This window comes from Burkholderia sp. BCC1999 (assembly GCF_905339975.1).
Lineage (GTDB): Bacteria > Pseudomonadota > Gammaproteobacteria > Burkholderiales > Burkholderiaceae > Burkholderia.
The window spans coordinates 224,715-248,666 of the sequence record NZ_CAJPHP010000005.1; the positions used below are offsets into that span (position 1 = coordinate 224,715).

Annotated in this window: 20 protein-coding genes; 8 read left to right on the plus strand and 12 right to left on the minus strand. The window is 68.9% G+C overall.

Annotation, left to right across the window (positions count from 1 at the left end; translation table 11 throughout):
* Positions 1-61: 61 nt before the first annotated feature.
* The 3 genes from U5809_RS09265 to U5809_RS09275 are packed head-to-tail and all read left to right on the plus strand — an operon-like array spanning position 62 to position 3,774.
* Complete coding sequence (locus tag U5809_RS09265) at positions 62-1,096, plus strand: iron ABC transporter substrate-binding protein (protein ID WP_176049427.1); 1,035 nt, start codon at positions 62-64, stop codon at positions 1,094-1,096.
* 2 nt (positions 1,097-1,098) lie between these two features.
* Positions 1,099-2,697: an iron ABC transporter permease gene (locus tag U5809_RS09270; protein WP_322086247.1), complete on the plus strand. Its 1,599-nt coding sequence runs from the start codon at positions 1,099-1,101 to the stop codon at positions 2,695-2,697.
* A gap of 27 nt (positions 2,698-2,724) precedes the next feature.
* Entirely contained in the window at positions 2,725-3,774 is a 1,050-nt protein-coding gene (locus U5809_RS09275; protein ID WP_322086248.1) for an ABC transporter ATP-binding protein, read from the plus strand.
* Positions 3,775-3,805: 31 nt separating this feature from the next.
* On the opposite strand, the gene U5809_RS09280 is transcribed toward U5809_RS09275, so the two are convergent.
* The 9 genes from U5809_RS09280 to U5809_RS09320 all read right to left on the minus strand — a co-directional run bounded on the left by U5809_RS09280 (position 3,806) and on the right by U5809_RS09320 (position 12,811).
* A complete protein-coding gene (locus U5809_RS09280; protein ID WP_322086249.1) occupies positions 3,806-4,321 on the minus strand; it encodes an SRPBCC family protein in 516 nt (171 codons plus the stop codon).
* Between the two features lie 44 nt (positions 4,322-4,365).
* A complete protein-coding gene (locus tag U5809_RS09285) occupies positions 4,366-4,998 on the minus strand; it encodes a LolA family protein (RefSeq protein ID WP_282506840.1) in 633 nt (210 codons plus the stop codon).
* A complete protein-coding gene (locus U5809_RS09290) occupies positions 4,995-5,417 on the minus strand; it encodes a quinol oxidase (protein ID WP_322086250.1) in 423 nt (140 codons plus the stop codon). Before U5809_RS09290 ends, U5809_RS09285 begins: the two co-directional genes overlap by 4 nt.
* Positions 5,418-5,443: 26 nt before the next feature.
* Complete coding sequence (locus U5809_RS09295) at positions 5,444-6,226, minus strand: anti-sigma factor (RefSeq protein WP_322086251.1); 783 nt, start codon at positions 6,224-6,226, stop codon at positions 5,444-5,446.
* Entirely contained in the window at positions 6,223-6,738 is a 516-nt protein-coding gene (locus U5809_RS09300; RefSeq protein WP_322086252.1) for a sigma-70 family RNA polymerase sigma factor, read from the minus strand. The genes U5809_RS09295 and U5809_RS09300 overlap by 4 nt, the downstream gene beginning before the upstream one ends.
* Before the next feature lie 33 nt (positions 6,739-6,771).
* Complete coding sequence (locus U5809_RS09305; RefSeq protein WP_322086253.1) at positions 6,772-7,131, minus strand: hypothetical protein; 360 nt, start codon at positions 7,129-7,131, stop codon at positions 6,772-6,774.
* Positions 7,132-7,431: 300 nt separating this feature from the next.
* Positions 7,432-10,191, minus strand: a complete 2,760-nt coding sequence (locus U5809_RS09310) for a hypothetical protein (RefSeq protein ID WP_322086254.1) — start codon at positions 10,189-10,191, stop codon at positions 7,432-7,434.
* Positions 10,192-10,719: 528 nt separating this feature from the next.
* Positions 10,720-11,964, minus strand: a complete 1,245-nt coding sequence (locus U5809_RS09315) for an FAD-binding oxidoreductase (protein ID WP_322086255.1) — start codon at positions 11,962-11,964, stop codon at positions 10,720-10,722.
* Positions 11,965-12,031: 67 nt separating this feature from the next.
* Positions 12,032-12,811 carry an ABC transporter substrate-binding protein gene (locus U5809_RS09320; protein ID WP_322086256.1) on the minus strand — a complete coding sequence of 260 codons (780 nt, stop codon included), beginning with the start codon at positions 12,809-12,811 and terminating at the stop codon, positions 12,032-12,034.
* Positions 12,812-13,191: 380 nt separating this feature from the next.
* Here U5809_RS09320 and U5809_RS09325 point away from each other — a divergent pair, with 380 nt between their 5' ends.
* From U5809_RS09325 to U5809_RS09345, 5 genes are all read left to right on the plus strand, one after another.
* On the plus strand, positions 13,192-14,154 hold the full coding sequence (locus tag U5809_RS09325; RefSeq protein WP_322086257.1) for an ornithine cyclodeaminase family protein: 963 nt from the start codon (positions 13,192-13,194) through the stop codon (positions 14,152-14,154).
* On the plus strand, positions 14,151-14,945 hold the full coding sequence (locus U5809_RS09330) for a transcriptional regulator (RefSeq protein ID WP_322086258.1): 795 nt from the start codon (positions 14,151-14,153) through the stop codon (positions 14,943-14,945). The genes U5809_RS09325 and U5809_RS09330 overlap by 4 nt, the downstream gene beginning before the upstream one ends.
* A 171-nt stretch (positions 14,946-15,116) precedes the next feature.
* Positions 15,117-15,848, plus strand: a complete 732-nt coding sequence (locus tag U5809_RS09335; protein WP_322086259.1) for a DsbA family oxidoreductase — start codon at positions 15,117-15,119, stop codon at positions 15,846-15,848.
* A gap of 138 nt (positions 15,849-15,986) precedes the next feature.
* Complete coding sequence (locus U5809_RS09340; protein ID WP_322086260.1) at positions 15,987-17,426, plus strand: DHA2 family efflux MFS transporter permease subunit; 1,440 nt, start codon at positions 15,987-15,989, stop codon at positions 17,424-17,426.
* 292 nt (positions 17,427-17,718) lie between these two features.
* The gene (locus U5809_RS09345) at positions 17,719-18,507 is read left to right on the plus strand and encodes a sulfite exporter TauE/SafE family protein (RefSeq protein WP_322086261.1); all 789 of its coding nucleotides are present in this window, start codon (positions 17,719-17,721) and stop codon (positions 18,505-18,507) included.
* A gap of 354 nt (positions 18,508-18,861) precedes the next feature.
* On the opposite strand, the gene U5809_RS09350 is transcribed toward U5809_RS09345, so the two are convergent.
* The 3 genes from U5809_RS09350 to U5809_RS09360 form a co-directional block, all read right to left on the minus strand.
* Positions 18,862-20,697 (minus strand): S10 family serine carboxypeptidase-like protein, encoded by a 1,836-nt coding sequence (locus U5809_RS09350; protein ID WP_322086262.1) that lies wholly within the window; start codon positions 20,695-20,697, stop codon positions 18,862-18,864.
* A 614-nt stretch (positions 20,698-21,311) separates the two neighbouring features.
* Positions 21,312-23,402: a D-(-)-3-hydroxybutyrate oligomer hydrolase gene (locus U5809_RS09355; RefSeq protein WP_322086263.1), complete on the minus strand. Its 2,091-nt coding sequence runs from the start codon at positions 23,400-23,402 to the stop codon at positions 21,312-21,314.
* A 138-nt stretch (positions 23,403-23,540) separates the two neighbouring features.
* On the minus strand, positions 23,541-23,906 hold the full coding sequence (locus U5809_RS09360) for a BON domain-containing protein (RefSeq protein WP_011351113.1): 366 nt from the start codon (positions 23,904-23,906) through the stop codon (positions 23,541-23,543).
* Between the last annotated feature and the right edge of the window lie 46 nt (positions 23,907-23,952).

Here is a 23,952-nt window from a genome sequence, read left to right on the forward strand (position 1 = left end):
GTAACGACACGCAACGCCCCCCTTTTCCCCGGCCCGTCCGGATGAAACTCACGACGACGACATGAACACTTCACCCGTTAGCCGCCCGCTGCGGCACCTGATCTCCGCGGCTGCCGCCGCGCTCATGCTGACCGGCGCGCTGCACGTCTCGCACGCGCATGCCGCGACGCTCACGCTGTACAACGCGCAGCACGAGCAGGTCGTCAACCAGCTCGTCAAAGACTTCGAAGCACAGAGCGGCATCACCGTGAAGGTGCGCTCGGGCGAAGGCCCCGCGCTCGCCGCGCAGATCGTCGCGGAAGGCGACCGCACGCCGGCCGACGTGTACTTCACCGAGAACTCTCCGGAGCTCGTGCTGCTCGACCGCAAGGGCCTGCTCGCGAAGACCGACGGCGCCGCACTGCAGGCGGTGCCCGCGCGCTTCAACCCGGCCGACGGCAACTGGGTCGGCGTGCTCGCGCGCGAGAACGTGCTCGTCTACAACACCGCGAAGCTCCAGCCGCAGCAACTGCCCGCGTCGCTGCTCGATCTCGCGAAGCCGGAATGGAAAGGCAAGGTCGGCGTCGCGCCGAGCGATGCGGACTTCCTGCCGCTCGTGAGCGCGGTGCTCGCGCTGCACGGCGAGGCCGCGACGCTGCAATGGCTGAAGGGCCTGAAGGCCAACGCGCAGATCTTCGACGACGACGAAGGCGTGACCGCGGCCGTCAACCGCGGCGGCGTGCTGACCGGCATCATCAACAACTACTACTGGGACCGCCTGCACGCGGAGCTCGGCGACAAGTCGACGAAGAGCGCGATCCATCACTTCGGCAACCATGACGTCGGCGCAGCCGTGAACGTGTCGGGCGCCGCGGTGATGAAGGCGTCGAAGCACCAGGCCGACGCGCAGAAGTTCGTTGCGTATCTCGTCAGCGAGCGAGCGCAGAAGCTGATGGCGAACGGCCACATCAGCTTCGAGTATCCGCTGCACCCGGGCGTCGCGCCTGATCCGATCCTGAAGCCGTTCAACGAACTGAGCCCGCCTGCGCTGACGTTCGAACAGCTCGGCGACGACAGCCAGGCCGGCAAGCTGCTGCGCCAGGCCGGCCTGCTCTGACCGTGAGCGACGCCGTGTCCCGCGCGGCGCGCACCGCGCGCGACGGCGAGCGCACCGCGACGCGGCGGCGCCCGTCGCGCGCGCTCGTCGCGGCGGCCGCGTGCGGGCCGCTCGCGATCCTGCTGCCGCTCGCCTTCACGCTGTACCGCGCGGCCACCTTCGGCGTCGACGATGCGATCGAGCTACTGTGGCGTCCGCTCGTCGGCGAACTGCTCGTCAACACGCTGTCGATCACGCTCGCCGCGACGCTCGCGTGCACACTGCTCGGCACCGCGGTCGCGTGGTTCATCGAGCGCACCGACCTGCCCGCGCGGCCGCTGTGGACCGCGCTCGCCGCCGCCCCGCTCGCGGTGCCGCCGTTCATCACGAGCTATGCGTGGGTGTCGCTGAGCCTCGATCTGCAGGATTTCCTCGGCGCGCTGATCGTGCTGACGTCCGCGTACTTCCCGCTCGTCTACCTGCCGGTAGCCGCCGCGTTGCGCGAGCTCGACCCCGCACTCGAAGAAAGCGCGCGCACGCTCGGCTGCTCGCCGTGGCATACGTTCTTTCGTGTCGTGCTGCCGCAGTTGCGCCCCGCGCTGTGCGGCGGGATGCTGCTCGTCGCACTCGGCGTGCTGTCCGAATTCGGCGCGTTCCAGTTGCTGCGCTTTCGCACGTTCACGACCGAGATCTATGCGGAATACCGCACCGCGTTCGACGGCGGTGGCGCGTCGCTGCTTGGCTGCGTGCTGATCGCGCTGTGTCTGCTGTGCCTCGCGATCGAAGCGCGCGCGCGCGGCCATGCGCGCTACGGCCATACGCACCGCGCCGCGCGCCGCGTCGCGATGCGTTATCCGCTCGGCTCTCTGCGCGGCCTCGTCGCCGTCGCGTTCGCCGCGCTCGCGGCCGCGACGCTTGGCGTGCCGCTCGCGATGATCGGCTATTGGCTCACGCAGCAAGGTGCCGCCGCCGTCACGCCGGCCGACGTGTCGCCCCAACTGCTGTGGCAGACCGCACTCGCTTCAAGCGGCTACGGCCTCGCGGCGGCGGCCGTCACGACGCTGCTCGCGCTGCCGCTCGCGTTCCTGCTGGTCCGTCATCCGGGCCGCGTCGCGACCTTCCTCGAACGCACCGCGATGACCGTGCAGGGCGTGCCGGGCATCGTCGTCGCGCTTGCGATCGTATCGATCACGGTGCGGCTGCTGCAGCCGCTCTATCAGAGCGCGCCGGCGCTCGTCGCCGCGTACGCGATCCTGTTCCTGCCGCTCGCGGTCGTCAGCGTACGCGCGGCGCTGTCGCACGTGCAGGTCCGGCTCGAGGAAACCGCACGCTCGCTCGGCCTCGGCTGGCGCGCGACACTCACGCGCGTGGTGCTGCCGCTTGCGGCGCCCGGCCTCGGCGCGGCCGCGACGATGGTGTTCATCTCGGTCGTGACGGAACTCAACGCGACGCTGCTGCTGTCGCCGATCGGCACGCGCACGCTCGCGACGCAGGTGTGGAGCGATACGGCGACGCTCGCGTTCGCCGCCGCCGCACCCTATGCCGCGCTGCTCGTCGCGCTGTCGCTCGGCGCGTCGGGACTGCTGTTCCTGCTGCTCGGCCGCGCGTCGGTGCGCGACTGAGCGCCGCCCTTTTTCCCGGAACCGCCCATGAGCGAACTACGCATCCACGGCCTGTCCAAATCGTTCGGATCGCATACCGTCCTGCACGACATCGACCTCACGGTGCGGCGCGGCTCGCGCCTCGCGCTGCTCGGCCCGTCCGGCAGCGGCAAGACGACGCTGCTGCGCGTGCTGTGCGGCTTCGAGCGCGCCGAGCGCGGCACCGTCGAGATCGACGGGCGCCGCGTGGCCGCACCCGACGTGCACCTGCCGCCCGAACGGCGCCGGATCGGCTACGTGCCGCAGGAGGGCGCGCTGTTTCCGCACCTGTCGGTGGCCGACAACATCGCGTTCGGGCTGCCGCGCGCGGCGCGGCGGCGCCATCACCGTGTCGACGAACTGCTCGAGATGGTCGGGTTGCCCGCGTCGTACGCGAGCCGTGCGCCGCAGCAGTTGTCCGGCGGCCAGCAGCAGCGCGTGGCACTCGCGCGGGCGCTCGCACCCGAACCCTCGCTCGTGATCCTCGACGAACCGTTCTCCGCGCTCGACACGTCGCTGCGTCACGAAACGCGCAGCGCGGTCGCCGACGCGCTCGCCGCGGCCGGCGCGACGTCGGTGCTCGTCACGCACGACCAGCCCGAGGCGATGACGCTCGGCGACGAAGTGGCGGTGATGTGGCAAGGCAGGCTCGTGCAGACGGCCGCGCCGCAGATGCTGTACCGGCAGCCCGTCACGCGCGACGTCGCGTCGTTCGTCGGGCAGGCCGTACTGCTTGCGGGTCACGTGCGCGATGCACGCATCGCCTGTGCGCTCGGCGAGCTGCCGCTCGTCGCGCCGCTGCCTGACGGGCCGGCCGACGCGATGCTGCGTCCCGAGCAGATCGGCATCGTGCCGGTCACGCAGGTCGATGCGGCGCGCGGTCATACGGCGCGCGTCGAAGCCGCACAGTTCGCGGGCCAGGATGCCGACGTGCTCGCGCGTCTCGATGCCGATCGCGACGTGCTCGTGCGTATCCGCGTGCCGGGACACCGGTGCCCGGCGCTCGGCGAACGCGTCGCGCTGGTGGTGGACGGTGCGGTGATGGCGTACGCGCGCTGAGCGACGCGTCTCCACGCATCGCTACACGTCGCTACGCATCGGCGCAATCCGCGTCCGACAGCGGCCGGAAGGTCCGGCCATCCGTCTCGACGGCCACATCCAGCAACCGCGCGAGCCCCTTCGCGCCTTCGCGCATCACGACGTCGTGATTCCAGCGGAACAACGGGCGCGCGAGCGGCTCGAGCCAGTTCATCCAGCGCACCCGCGTGCGGATGTGCCAGTCGTAGCGCACGACGGTGCGCGCGCCGTCGCCGGCGAACGACCAGCGTCCATCACCTTCGATCGCGCCGCTCGCGCGGCCTTCGAGCGCATGCAGCCGCTCGACGCGCCGCACGCGCATGTCGAAGGTCAGCCGGTACGGCAATGCACCCTTCCACGTATACCGGTGCAGCGCACCGACGCCACGCGCGTCGCCGTGCTCGATCTCGACGGTGCGCTCCGCGCCCTTCCACCAGTCGGGCCAGCGGTCGACCTGGTAGATCGCCTCCCAGACCGCCGCGAGCGGGGCATCCACGCGCCAGATCGTCGAGAACCGGTATTCCGCCATGCAGCCTCCGGCATGTCCGTCGGGAAAACAGATTCGTGCATCGGTCAGGGTGTGAAGAAACGCTCGGGAAACGCGACGTCGATTTCCACGTCGTCGAGCGTCACGGTTTCGAGCGGCACGTCGTCATCGTCGGCGAAGCTGACGACCTTCAACGGAAAGCCGTCCTCGGCGTCCAGCCACAGCCGGTAACGATGTACGCCGTCGACCATGTGCGCCGGCGCGCCGGTGACCGATACGCGCAGTGCGGTCCGGCCGCCGACGGCCTCCTCGCCCTCGGTCACCGTCGCGCCACCCTGCTGCAGCGCATGAACGTTGCGCAGCAGTTCACCGACGTCCGACCGGTCGACCCGGTGGCCGCTGCGGTCGCGCACGAGCGGATTGGACGGCGACAGCGTCAGCGCGGGCGGCGCATGCGCGCCGAACGGGCGCAGCCGCACCTTGCCGTCGCCGGGGTCGTACGCGAGCACCGCGCCGTGATGCGGCGACACGAAATCCATCCGGACGAAGCCCGGTTTCAGGTAGGCGTAGCGGAATTCGGTGTGTTCGCCGCTGCGCGCCGACGAGCGGATCGTCGCGCGGTACGAGTGGACATGATCGAAATGCGCCTGGGCGACGGTCACGGGGTCGGCTGTCATGCTCGCTCCTATCAGGCTCGCGGCCAGCAACGCGGCGATCACGGCGCCGCCTCGACATCGAGCACGCCTTCCATCCCGCGCTCGCGATGGCTCCTGAAAAACAGCAGCCGATGCGTGCAATAGTAGGCGAACCGGCCCGTCTGCGCCGGCGTGAAACGGAACGTCTTCGGCGTCGTGCCGAGCTCGGTATGCACCGCGATGCCGGCCTGCGACGGCGCATCGATCTCGAAGCTGTGCGGCACGACGCCGGGCTCGGCCGACACGGTCAGCTCAACCGGTACGTGCGCACGGACGATCACATGGTTCGGCCGGAAGAAATAACTGCCGCCGACGATGGCGACCCGCTGCACGCCGTCGGCGTCGACCGGCACGCGCACCGGCGCCTCGCCGTCCGCCCGCGCGAGGGTCGCACCTGCAGCAAGCACTGCCAGCACGAGCACCTTCGTCGTCATCGTCTTCATCGCCTGCTCCCTGCCGGTGTCGCGCGTCAGCCCTTCCACGCGTCGGTCGAGCCGCCGAGCGCGCCGCACGCCTCGATCGCGAGTTCGCGCAGGCGCCGTTCGTCGCCGCGGCCGGACAACGCATAGCCCATGCCGCGATCCGACCAGAAATACGTGTAGCGGCCGTCGGCCGACATCGACTGCGGGGCGAGATGCCGCGCATCGTAGGCGGTCATGTACAGCGTCACACGGGCGCCGTCCGCGCGCTGGTACATGAACTGCGCGGCCGGCCCGCCGTCGCCGGGGAGCAACCGGCCACCCAGCAGCACGTAACCGTATTCGTCGAGCGACGGGGCGCGCACGGGACGCCCGACACGCGCCGACAACCACGCGGCTAGGTGCACGGGATCGCCCGCGCCGACCTCGACCGGATGGTCGCGATCGGCTGCGTACACGGCATACGCGACATCGGCACGCGCGGCGAACGCCGGGTCGCGGCCGAATGCCAGCCATCCCGCATGCAGCGCCACGCCGATCAGCAGCCCGGCCGCCAGCCCCGCGAACGCGTACGAGAATGCACGGCGGCGCGGCGCGCGACGCTGTACGAACAGCGCGGGCGCCGCACCCGGCAGCGGGAACAACGCTTTCAGTGCGTCGCGCTGCGCGCGGTAATGCGCGAATCGTTCGACTTCCTCCGGATCGGACTGCAGACGCTCGAGCATCTCGCGCTGCTCATCCCCGGACAGCTCGCCGTCCAGCAACGCGGACAGCAGTTGCGCCGACGCATCGTCGTCCCGCTCGTTCGAAAGCTTGTGCGGATCGTCCATCATGTTTTCCCGATCACCCGTAATGCGGCCGTGCCGTGCGGCGACGGCTCGTCCGACAGCAGTGCGCGCATCTGCGCGCGCGCCCGCGCGAGCCGCGACATCACGGTACCCACCGGTACGCCGAGCACCTGCGCGGCATCGCGATAGCTCAACTCTTCAAGCGCGACCAGCAGCAGCACCTCGCGCTGTTCGACCGGCAGCCGGTACAGCGCGCGCTGCACGTCGCGCAGCACCAGCCCGCCGATCTCGCCAGCCGGCGCGGCCATCGTCTGCCACGGTGCGGTCGCGTCGTCGACCGCGATTTCGTGCCGCGCGCGCAACTGGTCGATGAAACGGTGCCGCAACAGCGTCAGCAGCCACGCGCGCAGGTTGCCGCCATCGCGCGGCGGCCGGTTCAGCGCACGCTCGAGCGTGTCCTGTACGAGATCGTCCGCCCACGCGCGGTCGCCCGTCAGCGCACGCGCATAGCGCGCGAGATGCGGCAGCCACACCAGCAGATCCGATTCGTAGCTCATCAGGAAGCCTTGCGCGTCAGCGTCGCCGCACGGTCACGGGCGCGCGACGTGCCACATGCCGCCGATCCCGTCGCCGCCCGCGTCGCCGGCCTTGCGGTCCATCTTCCAGCGGTACAGCGGGCGGCCGCGGTACGCCCATTGTTTCTTGCCGTCGTCGCGCGCGACGAGGCTCAGCGCACCCGATGCCTTGTCGTACGCATCCGCGATCGCGGGCGGCCAGTTGGCCGCGCACGCGCTGTCGCACACGCTCTTGCCGGGCGCATCGCGATCGAACACGTACAGCGTCATGTGCGCCTCGTCGACCAGTTTCCCGTCGCCGACCTGAGGCGGTTCCGCGGCCGCCGGCCGCACGATCGCCGCGGTCAGCGCGGCAGCAAAGAGCATCCGTTTCATTCCCGTTCTCCTTGGCAGGGCCTTGCGGCACGGCGCCGCCGGACGGGACGATCGGTTTCGTTGCGACCATTATCCCGCCGGCCGGTCGTGCCGGAACTCGGTATGTAAACGGACGGCTGGAACCGGTTATTCCATGCTGCGCCGCAACGAACGGCGGCGATCGTTCATGCGACGAAAGACAGCGGGAAACCCCAAAAGACAACGCGGCATGACATCGCTGTCATGCCGCGTGGTGCGACCCGTATTGCGCGACCGTTGCGCACGGCGGCCGGAGCGGCGCCGCCGTGCGGGTCCGGCCCGTTACTTCGGCAGCGCGCCAGTCAGCGACTGGAGCAGCGACGTCACCGGTGCGAGCGGGTTGTTCGGCGAGCTGTTGCCGGAATGCGGCGTCACCGACAGGCCCGGCGCGGAGCCAAGCGCCGTACCCACCGACGTGCCGACCGCATTGACGACCGTCGTCGTCGAGTTGGCACCCGTCGTCAGCAGCGAGCCGACTGCACCGGCCGTGCCGCCGGCCGCGTTCGTGCCCGAGCCGAGCAGGCTGCCGCCTGCCGCTGCCGTCGAACCGGCCGCGCCCGACAGCGCACCGGCCACCTGGCCAAGGGCTGCCGGACCGCTCGCGAGTGCGCCCGTCACCGAACCGAGTGCGCCGGTCAGTGCGCCGGCCGGGTTGCCGCCGCCCGTCAGGCCGTTCACGAGGTTCGTGATCGGCGCGATCGGGCTGTTGCCCGCCGCACCCGACAGCGCGCCGACGACCTGGTTCACGACGCCTTGCACCGGCGCCAGCGGGTTCGAGCCGCCGAGGTTGCCGAGGGCGCCCGTCACCGAGTTCAGCGCGCCCGTCAGTGCACCGGCCGGATTGCCGCTGCCGAGCGTGCCGACGACCTGGTTGACGACACCCTGCACCGGCGCCAGCGGGTTCGTGCCGCCGAGGTTGCCGAGGGCACCCGTCACCGAGCTGACCGCGTTGCTCAGCGCACCGGCCGGGTTGCTGCCGCCGAGCGTGCCGACGACCTGGTTGACGACACCTTGCACCGGCGCCAGCGGGTTCGAGCCGCCGAGGTTGCCGAGAGCGCCCGTTACCGAACCGAGTGCGCCGGTCAGCGCACCGGCCGGATTGCCGCCCGGTAGCGCGTTCTGCAGGCCGTTGACGAGGTTCGTGATCGGCGCGATCGGGCTGCCGCCGCCTGCACCCGACAGCGTGCCGACGACCTGGTTCACGACGCCTTGGACCGGCGCCAGGGAATTTGCGCCGCTGAGCGCACCCGTCACCGAGTTCAGCGCGTTCGTCAGCGCGCCGGCCGGATTGTCGTTGCCGAGCGTGCCTGCGAGTTGCGTAACGACGCCTTGCACCGGTGCCAGCGGGCTTCCTGCGCCGCCGAGGTTGCCGAGCGAGCCGGTGATCGTGTTGACCGTGTTGCTCAGCGCGCCGGCCGGGTTGCCGCCACCGAGCGCGCCCGTCACCTGGTTCACGACACCTTGCACCGGTGCCAGCGGGTTCGAGCCGCCACCGATACCGCCCAGTGCACCCGTGACCGTGCCGAGTGCGCCAGTCAGTGCGCCTGCAGGGTTGCCGCCGCCCAGCGCGCCCGTCACTTGATTAACGACACCTTGCACCGGTGCCAGCGGATTCGAGCCGCCACCGATGCCGCCCAGGGCACCCGTGACCGTGCCGAGTGCGCCGGTCAGTGCGCCTGCCGGGTTGCCGCCGCCGAGCGCGCCCGTTACTTGATTCACGACGCCTTGCACCGGAGCCAGCGGATTCGAGCCGCCACCGATGCCGCCCAGGGCGCCCGTCACCGTGCCGAGTGCGCCAGTCAATGCACCAGCCGGATTGCCGCTACCGAGCGCGCCCGCGACACCGTTCACGACACCTTGTACCGGCGCCAACGGGTTCGAGCCGCTGCCGAGATTGCCCAGCGCGCCCGTCACCGTGTTGACGACACCCGTCAGTGCGCCCGCCGGATCGCCGCCGCCGATCGAGCCCGTGAGCCCGTTCACGACGCCCTGCACCGGAGCCAGCGGATTCGAGCCCCCACCGATGCCGCCCAGGGCGCCCGTCACCGTGCCGAGTGCGCCGGTCAGTGCGCCTGCCGGGTTGCCGCCACCCAGCGCGCCCGTCACTTGATTCAAGACACCTTGCACCGGTGCCAGCGGGTTCGAGCCCCCGCCGATACCGCCCAATGCACCCGTCACCGTGCCGAGTGCGCCGGTCAGTGCGCCTGCAGGGTTGCCGCCGCCCAGCGCACCCGTCACTTGATTCACGACGCCTTGCACCGGTGCCAGCGGGTTCGAGCCGCCACCGATACCGCCCAGTGCACCCGTGACCGTGCCGAGTGCGCCGGTCAGTGCACCGGCCGGGTTGCCGCCACCCAGCGCCCCCGTCACTTGATTCACGACACCTTGCACCGGTGCCAGCGGATTCGAGCCGCCACCGATACCGCCCAGGGCGCCCGTTGCAGTGCCGAGCGCGTTACTCAGCGCACCGGTCGCCGTGTTCAGCGCGCCCGTCAGCGCACCAGCCGGATTGCCGCCGCCAAGCGCCCCCGTCACCTGATTCACCACACCCTGCACCGGCGCCAGCGGGTTCGACCCACCGCCGACATTACCCAATGCGCCCGTTACGGTGCCAACGGCATTGCTCAGCGCCCCCGTCGCCGTATTCAGCGCACCGGTCAGCGCGCCTGCCGGGTTGCCGCCACTCAGTGCACCTGTCACCTGGTTCAACACACCCTGGACCGGCGCGAGCGGCTGCACCGTGCCGCCGCCACCACCAAGTGCGCCCGTTACCGCCCCCACGGCACCCGACAGCACTTGTCCCGGATCGCCGAGCGAGGTCTGGATCGCACCCGACCCGCCCGCCGCCACGGTGACCGAACCCAGCGGCGACGTGCCCGTGGCGACCAGCCCGACTGACACGCCGTTCGTCGGCGGGTTGACGATCACTTGCGGGATCGGCAGCGAATCGAGGACGCCCGCGACCGCGGAACCCGAAGCCAGTACCCCGAACACCGTCGCGACCGACAGCGCCACACCCGTCAATTTAAGATTGTGTCCCATCGTTATTTTCCCCATCTCGGTTGGCACTACGTTGACAAAGCATGGGGACGGTTTGCACGAAGCGTGCCAATTCAAAAAAGCGGATTGATTCGTCTGCGCATTGGCGGTCAATAACGCTTTTTTAATCGATTTCAGACGAAATTCGCGGGTCACGAAGGGTTGACCGGCATCAATTGTCAGATGAAAAAGGCCGGCGAAGCACGGATGTAACGTAACGTTTGCGAGCCCCGTAGTAACGTGTTCCGGTACATTCCGCGTAACGCCGGAACACCCGGTCGCGATGGTGCCCTATACGGTCACGGCCGGCTTCCCATTACGCATTTCAGCAATATGAAAATGCATTGATAAATCGCGGATTTTCTGATTTTCTTTATTCCGCGATTATCTTTCTTGTCGATTACGCAGATCATTTCCGCGTCGCGTGATTTTCGATTACCCGGATAGCTGAATGAAATACTGTGAATGCCGCCTCGCGATCGGCGCGCATGACGCGACGCGCGACGACGGCAGTCGCCGCCGCGCCGCCGGTCAGCCGAAGCGCGCGGGCCGATACGGATGGGGATCGATATAGGTCGGCGCGCCCGTCATCATTTCGGCGAGCAGGCGCCCGGTCGCGGGGCCGAGCGTGAGCCCGTGGTGGCAATGACCGAACGCGAACCACAGATGGCGATGGCGCGGCGCGGGCCCGATCACCGGACGCATGTCCGGCGTGCACGGCCGCATCCCGAGCCACGGCTCGGGATCGAGCCGCTCACCGATGCCGAACGCGTCGCGCGCCAGCGGTTCGGCGCGCGCAAGCTGCACGCCGGTCGGCGGCGCACCGCGCAGTGCGATCTCGACGCCCGTCGTGAGCCGCAGGCGGCCGCCTTCCATCGGCGCGACGACGAAGCCCTCCTCGGTATCGCACACGGGCACGGTCAGCGGCGTGCGCGTCGGCCGGTAATGCATGTGGTAGCCGCGCTTCGCGCGCAGCGGAATGCGGTAGCCGAGCGGCGCGAACACGTGATCGGACCACGGCCCGAGCGCGACCACGGCCGAACGTGCCGAAATCGGCCCGTGTTCGGACCCGACCTGCCAGCCGCCGTCCACCTGCACGAGCGTCTTTGCATCGCCGAGCGCGAACGTGCCGCCGTCGCGCTCGAACAACCGCGCGTAGGCCTTGGTCAGCCCGCCGGGGCTCGACACGGTCTTCGGGTCCTGCCAGTGGAAGGCGCCGCAGAATGCGTCGCTGATGCCGGGCTCGCGATCGCGCAGCGCGCGCGCATCGAGCACGGCCATCCGCAGCCCGTGCGCGTCCGCCACACGCTGCTGCGTGCGCGCTTCCGCGTCGAACAGCGCGGGCGAACGAAACGCCTCGATCCACCCGCCGTCGTGCACCAGCGGCTGTGCGTCGGTACGCGCGAGCAGCGCGTCGTGCTCGACGACGCTCGCCGCGACGAGCGGCAGCAGGTCGCGTGCGGCGGCCGCGAGCCGCTGCGGCGACGATTCGCGCCAGAACCGCGCGAGCCAGCCCGCATACGCGGGCAGCGCGCGGTAGTCCCAGTACAGATCGACCGAGCGGTTGCGCGCATAGCGCAGCAGCGTGCCGAGCCGGCGCGGAAACGCGTACGGCACGACCGACGAGCGCTCGATCAGCCCGGCATTGCCGTGGCTCGTTTCCTCGCCGGGCGCGCGCTGGTCGACGAGCGCGACGCGCAGCCCGCGATCCTGCAGGTGCAGCGCCGACGACACGCCGACGATGCCGGCCCCCAGAACGATGACGTCGAAATCCATGGTTCCCCGTCCTGCGTCGAGATTCGATGCGCCGCGCGCCGGCATCAAGGCCCGCGCGCGGCAGTGCTTACTTCGCGATGATGTCGCGCTTGAAGTACTTCTGCGACAGCGCGCTCAGCGTGCCGTCCTTCTTCAGTGCGTCGAGCGCGCCGACGATCTTCGCCTGCAGCGCCTTGTCGTTCTTGCGCATCCCGAAGCCCGTGCCTTCGCCGAGCGTCGCCGGATCCTTCAGCGCATCGCCGACGATCTGGTAGTCGCGGCCGGCCGGCTTGTCGAGGAACCCTTCCTGCGCGGTCTGCGCTTCCTGCACGGCCGCGTCGAGCCGCCCCGCGACGAGGTCGGCATAGATCTGGTCCTGATCCTGGTACGACACGACGGCCACGCCCGCGTTGGCCCAGTGCGCCTTCAGGAAATCCTCCTGCGACGAACCCTGCAGCACGCCGACATGCTTGCCGCGCAGGCTCGCGACGTCGGGCCGCAGCGGCGAGCCGTGTTTCGCGACCATCACGATCGGCACCACGTAGATCGCCGGCGTGAAGTCGATGCTCTGCTTGCGCTTCGCGGTGATGTTCATCGCCGAATTGATCGCGTCGAACTTGCGCGCCTGCAGTGCCGGGATCAGCCCGTCGAACGCATTCTCGACCCACACGCATTTCATGTTCAGCTTCGCGCACACCGCATTGCCGATGTCGACGTCGAAACCCTGCAGCTGGCCGGCCGGCGTCTTGCTCTCGAACGGCGGATAGGCGGCTTCGATGCCGAAGCGCAGCGTGGTCTGTTCCGCATGGGCCGTAACGGCCGCGCACGCGAGCGCCGCAGCGGCGCAAAGGGAAAGCTTCCAGTTCATGACGGTCCTTCTGTTCCGGATTGAGGCGAGGAAGATCGGTCGCAAGACGCCGTCGGACAGGCGCCGGATCGGGATTCGATGCAGGCGGCCGGCGCCGGGCGACGTGCCGTGTCCCGCAGGCGAAATATAGACTCAAAGTCTACTATAGACTATAGGGGATACATGGATAGTGCCTCGTCGAACGGCATCGCAATTTTGCCGATCACGAGAAACACCGTTGATTTACCGGTGTTTTTTCCTGAGAACACGACGGCAGCCAGTCTCGAAAAGAAAAATCACCCAGACTTAGTTTGTCTATATTAGACTTTTCGTCCATCACGAATATCGCCGGACGCCGTCTTTCGAGACAGTTCTGTCCGGCCCCGACCGGAGATGTCTCCATGACGCAAACCGCCCCGACCCTGCCGCTGACCGTCGACGAAGCCGCGGTGCGCGCGGCCCTGCCGTCGCTCGACGTGCTCGGCACGCTGCGCCGCATGTTCGCGTCGCTCGCCGCGGCGCGCGCGGTGCAGCCGCCGCAGACGCTCACGCTGTTTCCCGGCCAGGCCGGCGACTTCATCACGTATCTCGGCGCGCTCGCCGATGCGCAGGTGTTCGGCGCGAAGCTGTCGCCGTACGTCGTGACGGGCGGCAAGCCGATCGTCACCGCCTGGACCGCGCTGATGTCGATGCAGACCGGCCAGCCGCTGATGTGGTGCGACGCGGGGCTGCTGACGGTCGAGCGCACGGCCGGCACGACGGCGCTCGCGGTCGACTGCCTCGCGCCGCGCGACGCGCGCCATCTGGCGATCGTCGGCGCGGGCGCGGTCGGTCTTGCGCACCTGCGGCACACGGCGGCGCTGCGCGACTGGGAGACGATTCGCGTGTACTCGCCCGCACTCGCCGACGATGCGGCACAGCAGGCGAAGCTCGCCGGACTCGACCCGCGCGCCCGTGCGGCAACGAGCGTCGAAGCCTGCGTGCGCGACGCGGACGTCGTGATGCTGTGCACGTCGTCGGGCACGCCCGTGCTCGGCGACGGGATGCTCACGCGCCCGGCGCTCGTCACGTCGATCAGCACGAACGTCGCACGCGCGCACGAAATCCCGCCCGCCTGGCTGCCCGACATGGACGTGTACTGCGACTACCGGCAGACTACCCCCGCAAGCGCCGGCGAAATGCAGATCGCGGCGGCCGAGCACGGCTGGGAGGCCGGGCGGATCGTCGGCGACCTGCCCGCGCTCGTCGCCGGCACCTGCGCGGCGCCGTCGCGCACGCGTCATGCTTTTTTCCGCTCGATCGGCCTCGGGCTGGAGGACATCGCGATTGCGCACGCGCTGTACACGCACCTGACGCGCGCATGAGCGGCACGCGCACGCGGGGCCGATACAATGGCGCAACCGCCGCGGCGGCCGCGCGCGGGCGCACGGGCATGCCGGCCACCGGTGCGTCGGCACGCCGGCCCGACTCGCTGCCCGGCCCCCGCCCACCCGAGATGGCGACACCGATGCGCAAGAAGAAATCCCCCGTCAAAGACCTGCTGCTCACCCGCTATGCGCCGATCGCCGACGGTATCGCGGCGCTGTTCTTCCCGTACGCGGAAGTCGTGATCCACGACCTGCACGACCAGACCGTGCTGTATCTCGCGAACAACCTGTCGAAGCGCGAGGTCGGCGACGATTCCGCGCTCGAGGAAATCGATCATTCCGCGCGCGAGCGCGTGATCGGCCCGTACGAGAAGCTGAACTGGGACGGACGGCGGATGCGCTGCGTCAGCAACGTGCTGTTCGACGACGAAGGCCACCCGGCCGGGATGATGTGCATCAACTTCAACATCGCGGTGTTCGACGAGGTGCGTACGACGCTCGACCTGTTCATCAAGGGCGCGGGTGTCGTCGCCCAGCCCGACGAGCTGTTCCGCGACGACTGGCAGGAGCGCATCAACACGTTCCTGCACGGCTGGCTGCGCGAGCGGCAGGTCGGGCTGAACGGGCTCACGCGCGAACACCGGCGCGAGCTCGTCGAGGCGCTGTACGCGGAAGGCGCGTTCCGCGGCAAGAGCGCGGCGAACTACGTCGCGAACGTGCTCGGCATGGGGCGCGCGACGGTCTACAAGCACCTCAAGCACCTGAAGGAAACGCAGGGCGACGCGTAGGCGGCCGGCCGCGGCAACGGCGCCGGTCATCGCTACCGCGATGCGGTTTCCGTGTCTATGCTTCGTGATACGTCGGGCCGGCCCCCGCCGCACGGGCGCGGCCGCGACGAAGCGTCGATGCATGAAATGATATAGTCCCGGTTACACTTTTTTTGCCACCCTGGACCGCCCATGACGACCGCTCCCGCCCCGATTGCCCGCCCGACCCTGACCGTCGAAATCTGGTCCGACCTGATCTGCCCGTGGTGCTGGATCGGCAAGCGCCGCTTCGACGAGGCGCTGGCCGCATTCGCGCACGCCGACCGCGTCGACGTCGCGCTGCGCGCGTACCGGCTGATGCCCGGCCAGCCTGTCGAGCCAGTCGAGGTGATGCTCGCCAGCAAATACCGGATGTCGCCCGCGCAGGTCGACCAGATGCTGCATCAAGTAACCGATGCGGCCGCGAGCGTCGGGCTGCGCTACGACCTGCCCGGCACGCTCGTCGGCGACACGCTCGACGGCCACCGGCTCGTGAAGCTCGCGGAAGCGACGGGCCGCGCGCACGCGCTGACCGAGCGGCTGTACCGCGCGTATTTCTGCGAACACGGGTCGCTGTTCGATCACGCGGAACTGGCCGAATTCGCGGTTGAAGCGGGGCTCGAGCGCTCGGCCGTCGAAGACGTGCTGCGCAGCGACCTGTACCGCGACGAAGTCGAGGCCGACATCGCACGCGCCGCGCAGATCGGCGGGCGCGGCGTGCCGCTGTTCGTGTTCGGCGGCCGCTACGCGGTGTCGGGCGCGCAGCCGGCCGACGCATTCGCGCAGGCGCTCGACCAGGCATGGCGCGACGGCATCGTCGAGCTCGACGGCGCCGACGCCGCCGCCTGCGGCCCCGACGGCTGCGAGCTGCCGGCGCGCTCGTAACGCCCTTCCATGCTTCCGGCGCGCCCGTCCGCGGGTGCGCGCGACTACGCGATACTCCTGCCACAAACCGGCAGGAAGCCCGCGCCGGCGAGGTCTAGAATGCATCCTTTCAGATAACTATCAGAAGGCTGCAGGCCCATGACCCACGGGATCCACGGCGAGAAGCGCTGGTACGCGCTGATCGTTCTCTGTCTCGGCGTGCTGATGATCGTGCTCGACAGCACGATCGTGAACGTTGCACTGCCGTCGATCAGCACCGACCTCCATTTCACCGAAACGGCCCTCGTGTGGGTCGTCAACGCATACCTGCTGACGTTCGGCGGCTGCCTGCTGCTCGGCGGCCGGCTCGGCGACCTGTACGGCCAGCGACGCATGTTTCTCGCCGGCCTCGTCGTGTTCACGCTCGCGTCGCTCGCGTGCGGCCTCGCGCAATCGCAGACGATGCTGATCGCCGCGCGCGCGGTGCAGGGGCTCGGCGGCGCGGTGGTGTCGGCCGTGTCGCTGTCGCTGATCATGAACCTCTTCACGGAACCCGGCGAGCGCGCACGCGCGATGGGCGTGTACGGCTTCGTGTGCGCGGGCGGCGGCAGCATTGGCGTGCTGCTCGGCGGGCTGCTGACGAGTTCGCTGTCGTGGCACTGGATCTTCCTCGTCAACCTGCCGATCGGCATCGCCGTCTATGCGATGAGCGCCGCGCTGCTGCCGCGCATGCGCGCGCCGGCCGGCACCGCGCGGCTCGACGTCGCGGGCGCGATCACCGTGACCGCTGCGCTGATGCTGGCCGTCTACGGGATCGTCGGCGGCAACGAGGCCGGGTGGCTGTCGACGCGGACCGTCGCGCTGATCGGCACGGCTGCCGTGTTGCTCGCGCTGTTCATCGCGATCGAGGCGCGCACCGCGCATCCGCTGATGCCGCTCTCGCTGTTCGCCGCGCGCAACGTCGCGCTCGCGAACGTGATCGCCGTGCTGTGGGCGGCTGCGATGTTCGCGTGGTTCTTCCTGTCGGCGCTGTACATGCAGCGCGTGCTGCAATACGGGCCGCTGCAGGTCGGGCTCGCGTTCCTGCCGGCGAACCTGATCATGGCCGCGTTCTCGCTCGGGCTGTCGGCGCGGATCGTGATGCGCTTCGGAATCCGCGGCCCGATCGCGGCCGGCCTGCTGACTGCGGCCTGCGGCCTCGCGCTGTTCTCGCGCGCGCCGGTCGACGGCGGCTTCGTGTGGCACGTGCTGCCCGGCATGACGCTGCTCGGCATCGGCGCGGGCGTCGCGTTCAACCCGCTGCTGCTCGCCGCGATGAGCGACGTCGACCCGGCCGAATCGGGGCTGGCGTCGGGGATCGTCAACACCGCGTTCATGATGGGCGGCGCACTCGGCCTCGCGGTGCTCGCGAGCCTCGCGGCCGCCCGCACCGATGCGCTCGCGGCCGCGCAGGCCGCGCCGTTCGTCGCGCTGAACGGCGGCTACCACGCGGCTTTCGCGTTCGGCGCGGTGTTCGCCGCCGTAGCCGCGCTGATCGGCCTTGCGCTGCGCATCCGGCGGCAGGAAACCGTCGAAGGCGTCGGCCCCGCGATGCACTGAGCGGCGGCGGCCACCATCGAACCGGGGCGCGCACTGTCGCGCCCTTTTTTACAGATGCCGGGCCAAGGCGCGGCGGATTCGTCGCTCACCTTGGCCCGATGACCATCCATCGGCCGCCCCCGCCACTCAAACGCCCGTTTCACCCTCGCCCTGACGCCCGCCGCACGGGCCTTCCCCGCCTATTTTTAACGCAGCCGTACATTGACCGGCCACTTTTGCGACAATGGCGGACTTTGACGCGCGCGCCGCAACCACGCGCCGCCGCAGAACGCCGCATAACCGCCTGGTTCCGATGTCGCTTCCCCATATCGATCTGCTGTACTCCCTGTCCGGCCTGTTCGTCGGCATTCTCGTCGGCCTGACGGGCGTTGGCGGCGGTTCGTTGATGACGCCGATCCTCGTGCTGCTGTTCGGCGTCCACCCTGCGACGGCGGTCGGCACCGACCTGTTGTACGCGGCCGCGACCAAGGCCACCGGCACGCTCGTCCACGGCCTGAAGGGGTCGATCGACTGGCGCATCACGGGCCGGCTCGCGGTGGGCAGCGTCCCGGCCGCGGCCATCACGCTATGGTGGCTGCACACGCACGGGATGAATGCACCGGGCACCGCGCGGATGATCCAGCTCGTGCTCGGCGTCGCGCTGCTGCTCACGTCGCTCGCGCTGATCTTCCGGCCGCAGCTCACCGCCTTCGCCGCGCGCAACCCGCTCGCGCCGAGCCCCGCGCGCACGCTGTGGTCGACCGTGCTGACGGGCGCCGTGCTCGGCGTGCTCGTGTCGATGACGTCGGTCGGCGCCGGCGCGATCGGCGTCACCGTGCTCTTGCTGCTGTATCCGATGCTCGCGACGACCCGCATCGTCGGTTCCGACATCGCGCACGCGGTACCGCTCACGCTGGTCGCCGGCATGGGCCACTGGCTGCTCGGCTCGGTCGACTGGTCGATGCTGCTGTCGCTGCTGCTCGGCTCGCTGCCGGGCATCGTGATCGGCAGCCTGCTGTCGGCGCGCGCGCCCGAACGGCTGCTGCGCAACCTGCTCGCCGCGACGCTCGTCGCGGTCGGCGTAAGGCTCGTGCTCGCGTAAGCGGGCGCGGCTGCCGCCCGTTACGGCAGGCATCGGCATCTTCCCGCCCCAGAGGAAAGCGATCGGCCCGATTTGTCGATGGGGATTTCCTGGCAAATCCTCAATACAGGGCCACGTATCCCCCTTTTCGAGGATCAAGCCGCCGCGAATCTCACGCGAACAAGACAATGCCCCGTCAGTCGACGACTCACGGGCAGCGTGGAAGATGACAGCATCGCGAGCCGCACGCGCGACGCGATGCACGACCGGCCGGCACGCGATGCGCCGGCGTCCCCCACCGCAAAAAAACAGCCCGACCGGCCTGCGCCGATCGGGCTGTCGTCCATCCGGGGCGGCGCGAGCCGCCCGCGCCGCTTACTGCCCCTGCTGCTGCAGCTTCTGCTGCTTGAGCTGCTGCGTGCGCGCCTGCAGCTTCAACACGCGCTGCAGTGCGGTACGGTTGGCGAGGATGCCGTCGTAGAAGTTGGCGAGATCGCCCTTCAGCGCGGTCCGCGACGCGTCGTTCAGGTAAATCATGTGGCCCGACGGGTAGTTCTTGATCGTCAGGTTCTGCGCCTTGATCGTCGGATCGAGCGGCATCTGCGCGAGCGTCAGCTCCGTCTGGTGGAACGGCGTGACGGCGTCGAAATAGCCGTTCGCCGACAACACCTTCAGGTCCGGGTTCACGCTCATCGTCGATGCCAGGTCGCCGGCCGTGTACAGCGTATTGCCGCCGCCCTTGTTCGCGCCGGTCGGGTCCGTGTGGCTGAAGTCCCAGTTGTTGAAGACCTGGTCGTTCAGGTCCACGAACGACGACGTCGACGTGTACTTGAGGTCGGTGTTGATGTAGCTGTTCCACAGCACCGTGTACGCGCCGCCGACGTTCGTGATCGACGGATCGTTGCTGCCCGAATTCGGCAGGATGTACGGCGCGATGCCCTTGCCCGTGAAGTTCGCGCGACCGTCGTACTGGCCGATCTGCGTGCCCGGAACCAGCGTCAGGAAGAACGTGTACGGCGGGTTGTCGTCCGACGAAGGCACGTTGCCGAGCGCGGCCGGGTTGCCGAACGTCTGGATCAGCGACGTCGGATCCGTGCCGATGTACGAGCCCATCTGCTGCGCGGTCTGCAGGTTCAGGTTCAACCGCACGTTCACGAAGCCGCCGTCCTGCGGGTTCGGCTTCTGCGCAAGCGGTGCGAGCGTGTTGTCCGCATAGTTGCGGGCCTGGACCATGTACGCGTCGAGATTGGTCGGCGTCGGGTTGAGCGTCGTCTTCTTCCAGTAGAACGCGTCGGCCGCGAGCGTCGGGAACGTGCCCGGCGCGGACAGCGCGTTCGCGTAGTCGAGGATCGACGACTGCAGCGTGATCCCGTTCAGGTCGATGCCGTCCTCATGCAGCACCCACGACACGACCGCGCTGCGCGCGGTGCCGTACGACTCGCCGTACAGGAACTTCGGCGAATTCCAGCGCGAGTACTTGGTCAGGTAGCGCTGGATGAAGCGATCGATCGAGTGCGCGTCCTGGTCGGTGCCCCAGAAGTCCTTGTTCTTCGCCGGGGCGATCGCCGTCGAGTAACCGGTGCCGACCGGGTTGATGAACACGATATCGGTGCGGTCGAGCAGGCTGTCCGGGTTGTCGAGCAGCTTGTACGGCGCGGGCGGCGTGAAATTCGGGAACGACGACTGCAGGCGCTTCGGCCCGTACGAGCCGAGCAGCAGGTAGACCGACGACGAGCCGGGGCCGCCGTTGTAGAAGAACGTGACCGGGCGCGGCTTCGACGGGTCCGGGTTGTCCTGCGTGTACGCGACGTAGAACATTTTCGCGTTCGGTGCCGACGTGACCGGGTCGATCGTCGTCAGGTGGCCCGTGGTGGCCGTGTACTTGATCGTCTTGCCGCCGATCGTGACCTGGCGGTGTACGACCGCCGCGCCTTCGGTCGAATCCGTGACCGCGTCGTTCGGCCCGGTGCCGTACACGTCGGTGTCGACGTACGGCTGGTCGGCCGCGGCGGCGGCCGTTGCGTTGGTGTTGGCCTGCGTGCTGCCGCTGGATGTCGCGGCCGCGGCGGCGGCCGAAGCAGCCGGGCTCGACCCGTCGTCGCCGCCGCACCCCGTGACGAGCAGCGCCGCGGCCGCGGCAGCGGCGAGCGGCATGCTCAAAGTCGTTCCGAATAGCGCGAAACCGTCTTTCAAGGACTTCCGTGTCGTCATTATTGCCTCTCGAACAGAACGATAAATACCGCCGGCCGCAAAGGATCATTTGCGCCGACGCTCCGCACCGGGAATGCATTCGTTATGCGACGCACTCCGAGTTTTTTACCGGGTCGATGAATACCGACCGGCATGATTTACCCCACCCATATTTTTTTGCAACCGCACAATGGGATCAATTCCATTGCAAACGACAATTCAACAATTCGCAGCAATACGAATTCATTTCGTGCATTTTCATGCGCACAAGATCGACGGCAAAAACACGCCCCGCAAAGCCCGCCCGGCAAGGCGACTCCGCTTCGAACAGACGAACAATCCCCCTCGACGAGATGCCGATTAATCGCGAAACGGCGACCAATCGCAGCTCGAGCCGATTTAATAAAATCGAAAGGATCGATTAACCAAACGGAAAGGAATATCTCGTATCTGGAATTTATTAAATTAAGTGAAAATACCGGCGCATATTAGGTTCCGGATTTACCGCCGTAAAGTAATAATTTGTTACGGCGCTCGCCATTCGGATAAAAGGCCGTACGGGACCGATTCCATGGCGCAAAAAGAAAAAAGCCGGACGACTGTCCGGCTTCGTTGGAACGGCGCAGCGGGCGCCGTCAGAGCGGCACGTCGATCGCGCCGGCGCCCGTCGTGATCGCGTTCGCGCCCGGTGCGGCCGAGATCGGCGGCAGGTTCGCGCTCGTCAGCGCCGGCGCGGCGCCCGGCGTGCCGCCGCGCGGCACCGTGCGGATCACCTGCGAAGGCGGCAGCGGCGCGCCGTTCTTCAGGTGCTTCCACATCAGGTTCAGCGCCTGCAGGTTGTAGTAGTGGACCGGCACGAAGCGCGTGTCGAAGCCCGCAACCGGCAGGAACGCGTCGAAGTGCTGGCCGTTCGTCACCTCGTAGAACACGAGCTGGCTGCGCCCGGCTTCGCTGATGCCGTTCTGCGCGACATACGCGCGCGACGCGTGGTTCACCGGCACCAGCGCGTCGCTGCGGCCCTGCACGATGATCGCCGGCTTGCCCTGCAGGTTCGCGTTCACGCGTACCGCATCGACATTCGCGGGCATCCCGAGCATCCCGTTCGTCCACAGCTGGCGCAGGCACAGCGCGCCCGCGAAGCTCGCATCGGGCGTCGCGAGCCGGTGATCGACGCCTGCGCCGTTGTTGAACACGAGGTCGATACCGGCCGTCGGCGGCACGCCGTTGCCGACGCCGAACACGGCCGGCATCGGCGACGTGGCCGGCGCCGCGACCGCGCCCGTTGCCGGATTGGTCGTCGCAAAGCTGAAGTTGCACAGGTTGTCGGTGACGCGCGAGCGCGTGTACGCGTTCGCATACGTGACCGCGATCGCCGGAATCGCCTGCGAATCCCACATCGGCGCCTGCAGCAGGTCGGAATCGGCCAGATAGCCGGCCGCATGGAGCTGCGCGAGCGCGTCGGCGGCCTGGCTCTGCGTGTCGGCGCCCGCCACGAGCCCGGCCGCCGCGAGCGTCGCGCAGCGCTGCGTGCGGATCGACTGCGTGGTCGCGGCCGGCAGCGCGCTCAGGTACGGCGCGGCGGCGAGCGACGCCGACGCGGCCGCGCACGGCTGCAGCAGGTTCGCAAGCGTCGCGTAGTCGGCCAGCGGGCGGCCGAACGACGGCACCGGCTGGCCGCCCGTGCGCACGACTGCATTCGGCGACATCCGCACGTTGATCTGCGGCTCGCCGACCACGACCGCGGTGATCCAGCCGCGGCTGTCCTGCTCGGCCGCCGCGAGCGACGCGCCGCCGCCGTTGCTGACCGACGCGGCAATCGTCGTGATGTCGCCGGGACGATAGCGCACGCCGTGATGCGAGCCGTCGACCAGCGGCCCGAACCGCTCGTTGAGCGCCCAGTACGCGAACTCGACCGACTGCAGCGTCACTCGCCCCCAGTCCTGCTCGGGATTCTGCTGCGAGTGCGCATGCTTGAATGCGTAGCGATTCGGAAAGCGGTTGTTGAACGCGGCGAGATCGCCGCTCGTCACGTTCGCGGTGAACAGGCTGGCGGTGCCGGCCAGCACGGCATTGGCGAGCGTGCCGTCGATCAGCGTGACGGTATCCGACATGAGTTCGTGCGCACCGTTGCCGCCGCCCTTGTCGTTGTAGGCCACCGCGCAGCCGCGCTTGAGCGCCCATTCGCCTGCCGCGGAAATCGCGCCGTACACGCCGCGCGAACCCGACGACGTCGCGGTGACGATGCACGGCTGCGCGGGATTGAAGCTGGCGGGCACCTGCACGAGCAGCGTCACGTTCCTGGTGCCGCTGCCGTCGTCGGAGTACGCGAGATATTCGGTACCGGGGATCTTGCCTTCGCCGAGCGTATCGTTGCCGTCGAGGTCGACGTTCGGCCCCCAGAAGCGGCCGTAGCCGCCGTTCGCGCTCATGTCGACGAGCGCGCGGTAATTCGACCAGATGGCGAGGCGGCGCAATTCGGCGCTCGTCGGCCGGGCGGCATCCGCGAAACCGGGGGCGGTCGCCGTGCCGAGCCCCGTCTTGCCGAGGCCGGCCGTCAGCAGGTCGTCGCTCGCGCCGTCATAGGCCGTGGTGCGCACGCTGCCGGACACGAAGCCGGGCAACCGGTTGCGCTCGGCCGAATCGTCGCCGTTGCAGGCGCCGAGCATCGCGACCGCGGCCAGCGCCGCGCCGAAAACCATCCGCCTGCCCCATCCGAGCCTCGTCATCGCCGCCCTCTCGATTTCGTTATCGGTCCGCCGCCGCGTCGCGCGCGGCTTGCGGCCTCTGAAGCGCAAACGGGCCCCGGCATGCCGGGGCCCGCCTGGAAACGGGCGCACGCGGCGCTCGCGCGCCGCCGCCCGGCATCACTGCTGCTGAACCGTCAGCTTGTTCGTGACCGACGTCACGCCCTTCACGCCCTTCGCCGCGGCTTCAGCCTTGTCGATCTGGTCCTGGGCCGGCATCGTGCCTTCCAGCGTGATCGCGCCGCCCTTCGAGCGCACGACGAGGTTCGACACGTTCTCGCCCGATTCCTTCGAAATCGCCTTGCGCACCGCGTAGCCGAGCTTGCGGTTCGCCTTCTTCGCGGTTTTCGCGGCGGCCTTCGGCGCGCTGGTCGCGGCCGCGGGCGCTTCCGTTGCCGCTGCGTCGCTCGACTGCGCATACACGCTGCCCGACAGACAGGCCGCCACGGCGGCGACGCCCAACGCTCTCAACACGATCGACTTCATGCTATCTCCTTATCACTCCGGAACGGCCGTGCACAGTACGGCCGGA

Coding starts and splice junctions, on each gene's coding strand:
- U5809_RS09325 (WP_322086257.1), top strand. CDS start 13,192: ATGACGCAAACCGCCCCGACCCTGCCGCTGACCGTCGACGAAGCCGCG.
- U5809_RS09280 (WP_322086249.1), bottom strand. CDS start 4,321: ATGGCGGAATACCGGTTCTCGACGATCTGGCGCGTGGATGCCCCGCTC.
- U5809_RS09320 (WP_322086256.1), bottom strand. CDS start 12,811: ATGAACTGGAAGCTTTCCCTTTGCGCCGCTGCGGCGCTCGCGTGCGCG.
- U5809_RS09340 (WP_322086260.1), top strand. CDS start 15,987: ATGACCCACGGGATCCACGGCGAGAAGCGCTGGTACGCGCTGATCGTT.
- U5809_RS09265 (WP_176049427.1), top strand. CDS start 62: ATGAACACTTCACCCGTTAGCCGCCCGCTGCGGCACCTGATCTCCGCG.
- U5809_RS09330 (WP_322086258.1), top strand. CDS start 14,151: ATGAGCGGCACGCGCACGCGGGGCCGATACAATGGCGCAACCGCCGCG.
- U5809_RS09350 (WP_322086262.1), bottom strand. CDS start 20,697: ATGACGACACGGAAGTCCTTGAAAGACGGTTTCGCGCTATTCGGAACG.
- U5809_RS09360 (WP_011351113.1), bottom strand. CDS start 23,906: ATGAAGTCGATCGTGTTGAGAGCGTTGGGCGTCGCCGCCGTGGCGGCC.
- U5809_RS09275 (WP_322086248.1), top strand. CDS start 2,725: ATGAGCGAACTACGCATCCACGGCCTGTCCAAATCGTTCGGATCGCAT.
- U5809_RS09305 (WP_322086253.1), bottom strand. CDS start 7,131: ATGAAACGGATGCTCTTTGCTGCCGCGCTGACCGCGGCGATCGTGCGG.
- U5809_RS09290 (WP_322086250.1), bottom strand. CDS start 5,417: ATGAAGACGATGACGACGAAGGTGCTCGTGCTGGCAGTGCTTGCTGCA.
- U5809_RS09335 (WP_322086259.1), top strand. CDS start 15,117: ATGACGACCGCTCCCGCCCCGATTGCCCGCCCGACCCTGACCGTCGAA.
- U5809_RS09315 (WP_322086255.1), bottom strand. CDS start 11,964: ATGGATTTCGACGTCATCGTTCTGGGGGCCGGCATCGTCGGCGTGTCG.
- U5809_RS09310 (WP_322086254.1), bottom strand. CDS start 10,191: ATGGGACACAATCTTAAATTGACGGGTGTGGCGCTGTCGGTCGCGACG.
- U5809_RS09295 (WP_322086251.1), bottom strand. CDS start 6,226: ATGATGGACGATCCGCACAAGCTTTCGAACGAGCGGGACGACGATGCG.
- U5809_RS09345 (WP_322086261.1), top strand. CDS start 17,719: ATGTCGCTTCCCCATATCGATCTGCTGTACTCCCTGTCCGGCCTGTTC.
- U5809_RS09355 (WP_322086263.1), bottom strand. CDS start 23,402: ATGACGAGGCTCGGATGGGGCAGGCGGATGGTTTTCGGCGCGGCGCTG.
- U5809_RS09300 (WP_322086252.1), bottom strand. CDS start 6,738: ATGAGCTACGAATCGGATCTGCTGGTGTGGCTGCCGCATCTCGCGCGC.